Source organism: uncultured Wocania sp., assembly GCF_964021735.1.
Classification (GTDB): Bacteria; Bacteroidota; Bacteroidia; order Flavobacteriales; family Flavobacteriaceae; genus Wocania_A.
Map to the genome: position 1 here is coordinate 1 of NZ_CAXIBN010000170.1, position 6,574 is coordinate 6,574.

Annotated in this window: 3 protein-coding genes and 1 pseudogene; all 4 read left to right on the forward strand. The window is 29.9% G+C overall.

All coding sequences use genetic code 11. The annotated features are described in order from the left end of the window. Positions 1-2,454 (forward strand): condensation domain-containing protein (locus AADI82_RS12640; RefSeq protein WP_341216790.1); only part of this gene is annotated, 2,454 nt, incomplete at its 5' end. A gap of 4 nt (positions 2,455-2,458) precedes the next feature. After that, the gene (locus AADI82_RS12645) at positions 2,459-3,760 is read left to right on the forward strand and encodes a glycosyltransferase (protein WP_341216791.1); all 1,302 of its coding nucleotides are present in this window, start codon (positions 2,459-2,461) and stop codon (positions 3,758-3,760) included. A 35-nt stretch (positions 3,761-3,795) separates the two neighbouring features. After that, entirely contained in the window at positions 3,796-6,192 is a 2,397-nt protein-coding gene (locus AADI82_RS12650; protein ID WP_341216792.1) for a condensation domain-containing protein, read from the forward strand. A 4-nt stretch (positions 6,193-6,196) separates the two neighbouring features. Beyond that, positions 6,197-6,574: pseudogene (locus tag AADI82_RS12655) on the forward strand (hypothetical protein); the annotation flags it as partial.

The window sequence follows — 6,574 nt, forward strand, 5'->3', positions numbered from 1 at the left end:
AACGTTAGTCACACGCTAATGCTTCCATCTTTATATAAAGTTATATTAGAAAATGTTGATGCTAACAAGCTTAAAAGTTTAACAACAGTTATAGTTGCTGGAGAGGCTTGCCCAAAATCGCTTTGCGAAATTCATTTTAAAACCCTACCCAATGTGTTGCTTTATAACGAATATGGGCCAACAGAAGCTTCAGTCTGGTGTATTGCCCATAAAATTGGAATTTCTGATTTAGAAAAAACGCAAATCCCAATTGGAAAGCCTGTTGCAAATGCACAAATTTATTTGTTAGACGACGATAAAAATAAAGTTGCTTTTGGTACTTCAGGTGAAATTTATATTGGTGGCGACGGACTTTCAAAAGGCTATTTAAACAGTCCTGATTTATCTAATAAGGTTTTTGTTGAAAGTCCTTTTAACACAAACGAAAAACTATATAAAACAGGCGATTTAGCTAAATACAGAAATGATGGAACTATTGAGTTTTTAGGGCGAATAGACCAGCAAATTAAAATAAGAGGTTACCGCGTAGAATTAGATGATATTGAAAGCACCATAAGCAAAAATACGCTAGTAAATCAAGCCGTTGTTTTAGTAAAACAAGATGAAGACAAACCAAAGCGACTCGTTGCTTATATAATACCAAATATACCTTTTAATGAAAATGAATTAAAACTTCAGCTTAAAAAAGTATTACCCGATTATATGATTCCGAGTAGTTTTGTTTTAATTGAAAAAATACCCCAGCTTCCAAATGGAAAAGTTGACAAAAAATCACTTAGCAAAATTCAAGTTGAACTTAAACCAAGTAACAGCAACCCCGCTGAAAAACCAAAAAACGACATTGAGCAAAAACTACTTAATATCTGGGAAGATATTTTAAATATTAAATCGCTAAGCATTACCGATAACTTTTTTGAAATTGGTGGCGATTCCATTTTAAGTATTCAAATTATAGCAAAAGCACGAAAAGCAGGTTTGGTTATTGCCCCCAATCAATTGTTTGAGCATCAAACCATTTCAGAATTAGCTATGTTTGTGTCTTTAGAAAACGAAACAAGCAAAGTTACCGAGGCAATGGTTATTGGCAAAGTGCCATTAACACCTATTCAAGAATGGTTTTTTGAAACCCATAAAACGGCTCCACAATACTGGAATCAAATATTTAAAATACAAGATTTACCAAAAACCGTTAATAAAAATTTGCTCTCTGAAATCACAAATCATGTGATAGAAATACACGATGCGCTGCGATTAAGCTTTTACCTAGAAAACAAAACATGGACTGCTAAAGTTTTAAATCCAACAAATGTTGAAGCTTTTATAACTGTTGATATTTCAAACGAAAATCCTTCAAATTACAATTCAAAAATCGAAGCTGTTTTAAAAGACATTCAAGAAAACATAACGCTTGAAAAGGGTTGTCTTTTTAAATGTATTTATTTTGAAACTGGCAATATTGCAACAAACAGCATCTTGCTATTAGCACATCATTTGATTATAGATTTTGTATCGTGGCAGATAATTTTAAATAGTTATACTGAAGCTATTTATAACAATAAGCTTTCAGAAAAAAACACTAAAACAGCATCCATTAAAACTTGGGGAAATCATTTATTAGCATTGGTAAGTTCAAAAACCATAACCGATGAAATAGATTTTTGGAAAACACAGATAGCAAACAAAATTAACATCCCAAAAGATTTTGAAGACAAGCCGCCTATATTTGAAAAAGACGTTAGCGACATTTATTTTGAAGTTGAAGAATCAATAACAAACAACCTTATTAATAATGCTAACAATACCTATAATACAAAAATTGACGAATTACTTTTAACTGCTTTGGTTGATGTATTAAGCCTTTGGTGTAACAACAAGAAAATAACACTTGCTATGGAGCGACATGGCAGAGAAACTTTAAATACCGACATCGATTTATCTAATACCGTGGGTTGGTTTACAGCATTTTTTCCTAAAACATTTAATTTTGAATCGACAACAGATTTAGCTTCAAAAATCATAACAATAAAAGAGCAAATGCGCCAAATACCCAATGGTGGCATAGGTTATGGTTTGCTACGATATTTAACTTCTAGCTTAGGAAATACTGAATATCCTGAAATTGTTTTCAACTTTTTAGGTAAGCAAAGTACAGGAGATAGTAATATAGAGTTTCTATCAAAAAACACAAGACATCCGTTAAGTGAAAGACATTATTATTTAGAAATAAACGCTTTAATTAAAGATGGCGTATTAGGTTTAAATTGGAGTTTTTCTAATAAAATACACAAACCTGAAACCATAAAAACTTTAATTGATGATTTTAATGAAGCTTTAAAAAATATTGTTGCTCATTGTATGAGTTCTAATACTGTAAAATACACACCATCAGATTTTGAAGATGTAGATCTAGATCAAGATGATTTAGATAATCTCCTTAACGATTTAGAGCTTTAATAACATGAAACATGTAGCTATTATAACTTCAGGTTTAGTTGGCATAACCAATGCTAGCCTTAAATTGGTTAAAAAGTTAAAAGCTGAAGGCTACAAAGTAACATACTTATGCCCTATCGATATTAAAGAAAAGATTGAAAAACAACATATTGATTATATACAGTTACCAGAAATTAATTTTGATTTTACATTTTTAAAACCAAAAGGAGTTATTTATCATTTTACTCATTTAAATAGCCAATATCGTAATGGATTTAAGGAGTTAAATTTTGAAGTTTACGAAAAAATTTTATTCGATTTAAAACCTGATATAGTACTTATTGACGAAGAGCTACACGAACTTATTTTTACGAGTATAAAACTTGATATTCCAGTTAAGCTAATAAGCCAATTTTTTTGTAGCAGAATGCGCTCTAACCTGCCACCAATAAGAACAAGTATCATTCCAAAAAACGGGTTAAAGGGCAGTATATTTGGTATACTATATGCTTGGGTATTTTTAAAAATGAAGGTTTTTGGGCGAGCTTACTTAAATAAAATTACACTTAAAAATAGCCGAAGATCTATATTGAAAAAATATGCTAAAAGCATAGGCTTATCTAGAAAAGCGTTAATTTCAAGAAATTTTCCATCGGTATTTATTCATAAATATTTACCTATTTTATCCATGACACTACCAGAATTAGAGTTTCCTCATAGCAAACCTAAAAATATAACATACATTGGACCTATGGTGTTTGAAAACACTTCTAAAAATTTAAACCTTCCTGATACATTAAAAAAAATCATAGATTCAAAAACAAAAAACAAGAAAAAACTCATTTATTGCTCTATAACCACAATGACAGAGACAGGCGACACTAGTTTTGTTAAAAAAGTAATTGATGCTGTTAAAGATGAAAAAAAATGGGAACTCATCATCTCACTTGGAGGAAAATTAAGCTCTAATACTTTCAATAATTTACCAAATAATGTACATGTTTTTAAATGGGTGCCACAGTTCTATCTTTTAAGCAAAATAGATTGTAGTATTAACCATGGCGGTATTCATACCATAAATGAATGTATAAGCAATAAAGTGCCTATGCTAATTTATTCTGGTAAAAAATATGACCAAAACGGTAATGCAGCCAGAATTGCTTATCATGGTTTAGGTTTGATGGGCGATAAGGACATAGATACTTCAGACGAAATTCATTCAAAAATCAATACTATTTTGAATAATATTAACTTTCAAAAAGAAATGTTAACTACTTATACGATTTACAAAAGCTATGATGCAAAAAAAATATCTTCATATTTATAAAAACATGTATTATATTGCTGTGAAAAAGAAAAACTATGGTTGATGATTCTAAGGAAAAATCAAAAATTGAAGCTATTTATTCCCTTAGTACAATGCAGCAAGGGATATTGTTTCATCACTTAACTGCAAAAAAAGACCAAGGTTTTTTAAATGTACAGTGTACTTTAGATGGTAATTTAAATATCGATTTCTTAAAACAAGCTTGGGATTTAGCTATTAAGCGCCACCCTATTTTAAGAACTTCTGTACATTGGGAAAAAATAAAAAAGCCTATACAGCTTGTAAAACCTAATGGAAATATTGATTGGAATATTTTAGATTGGACTAATAAAAATGATGAAACCCAACAACAAAAGCTAGAAGCATTTAAGATTAATAATAAAAATACTGGTCTCAACTTTCAAAAAAAACCATTAGGAAAAGTAAGTTTAATTAAAACAAAAAAAGACTCGCATTACTTGATTTGGTGCTGCCATCATTTGCTATTAGATGGTTGGTCTTCTAGTATAATTTTAAAAGATATATTTACGTTTTACGATGCACTGGTTAATAATAAAAATGCTTTATTAGAGCCAATACCTAGTTATAAATCGTACCTCAATTGGTTAAAGGAAACCGATACAAATGCCGCTAAAAATTTCTGGACAAAAACATTTAAAGGTTTTAAAAACCCTTTTTTATTCAATAAAAACAATACAGCACTAAATACAACTGTAAATAATCATATCAATTTATCGACTGAAACTAGTCAAAAAGCACAAGCTTTAGCAAAAACAAATCAAGTTACTTTAAATACTTTGTTTCAAGGTTTGTGGGCTTTAATCATATCAAAATATTCAAATACTAAAGATATTACCTATGGGAATACGGTTTCGGGCAGATCGGGTGATTTTCCAAATATAGAGTTGCTAGCGGGCATGTTTGCTAATGTACTACCAGTAAGAACTTTAATCGAATTTAATTTGAGTATCAAAGATTGGCTTAAAAGTATACAGACGCAACAATTAGAAGCTAGAAAATATGAGCAGTTTACTACAGGAGAAATAACCGAATGGATTGATAGCAGTTCTGAAAACCTTTTTGATAGCCTTTTTATTTTTGAGAATTACCCTTGGGATGATATAAAAGCTGGAAATATTACTGTACACAGTTCGCAAAGTGGTATAACAACAACGTATCCGTTAACATTAACTGTAAAAACTGGTGACATTATTGAAATTTATTTATTCAGTGATGAATCGATTTTTTCAGATGACATAAATCATTGGATTTTAAACCGATTTGAAGAAATAATTAATCTTCTTTATAATAATCAATCCATAACAATTGAATCTATATTAGAAAATATAACCCCAATAAACTCTAATATATTTAATGAAACCATTGAAAAAACTAATGATGCAAGTCAAATAGTTAGTCCAAAAAATAAAACACAACTAGAGCTATTAAAAATTTGGGAAAACTTACTCAATAAAAATAATATTAGTATTACCGATAATTTCTTTGAAATAGGTGGAAAATCGTTATTAGCTATAAAGATGTTTACCCTAATTGAAAAAAAGCTAAAAATAAAAATATCACCAATCACCTTACTTGAATACCCAAATATTGAAGCACTTTCAAAATATATTATTGAAGATAAAAATAATACCCCTTGGAATTATGTTGTACCCATAAAAACCTCAGGAAGTAATAATCCCCTATTTTGTATTCATGGTGGTGGTGGCTATGTGTTTTTCTTTAACCCAATTGCTAATGCTTTAGACAAAGAAACACCTGTTTATGCCATACAACCATCTGGTATAAGTGGTAATGAAAAAATGCACCAAAACATTGAGGAAATGGCAAAGGATTATGCTAAAGAAATTAAGGATATTCAACCTAATGGGCCATACAATTTACTTGTGTATTGTTTTAGTCCAGCAGTAGGTATTGAAATTGCTGATGCTTTTAAAAAACAGGGAGACACTACAAACCTTATTGTTATAGATAGTATTATTAAACAAGAAGATTTCACAGATCCAACACGTATAAAAATGCGCCTTTCGGGGTTTTTTAAGCGACTAACTAGCAACCCAATTAGTGCAATAAAACTAATGATTTCGAATAATTATGAGCGTTTTCTAGAACCAACAGTTATCCAATTGTTTGCCTCTTCAAACAAAAAAAATCTTGAAAAAATAAAACAAAATTTAATACGGATTTACAAACTTTACAAATGGGATAAAAAGCATCCTGGTGTTACAAACTTAATTTTAACCGAAAAACCAGATAAAAAATTAAACCCAACTTATATTAATGCTTGGAACAGCATTACTACGCAAGATGTTAATGTGTTGTTTACAGAAGGTGTGCACCATCAACTATTTAGCTCGCCACATGCAGATTTATTGGCAGAAAAAATAGAGAAAGTAATGATTCAAGATAATTAATACCATGTTATCATTAATAAAAGTTAAACCTTTATTAGCGAATCAAGCTCATGTATGGCAAGTTAATTTTAGCAAGCAATCAGATAATATTTCTTTTTTTTTAAACTTGCTTTCTGATAATGAAAAAGAAAAAGCTTCAAAATTTCGTTTTAAAAAAGACCAAAACCAATTTATTATTTCCCGTGGAGTATTACGCGTTTTAAGTGCTTCCTATTTGAATACGAATGCAAAAGAAATTGAATTCAAATATGGTGAATATGGTAAACCTGAATTTGATTTTAATTGTGATTTAAAATTTAATATTTCCCATTCTGGCGATATAGGTGTGTTGGGTTTTGTTTTGAATTTTGATATTGGCGTAGATGTTGAAAAGATTAAAGAT

Bases quoted from the DNA above. Each gene is read 5' to 3' on its own strand.
- AADI82_RS12650 (WP_341216792.1), top strand. From the start codon at position 3,796: ATGGTTGATGATTCTAAGGAAAAATCAAAAATTGAAGCTATTTATTCC.
- AADI82_RS12645 (WP_341216791.1), top strand. From the start codon at position 2,459: ATGAAACATGTAGCTATTATAACTTCAGGTTTAGTTGGCATAACCAAT.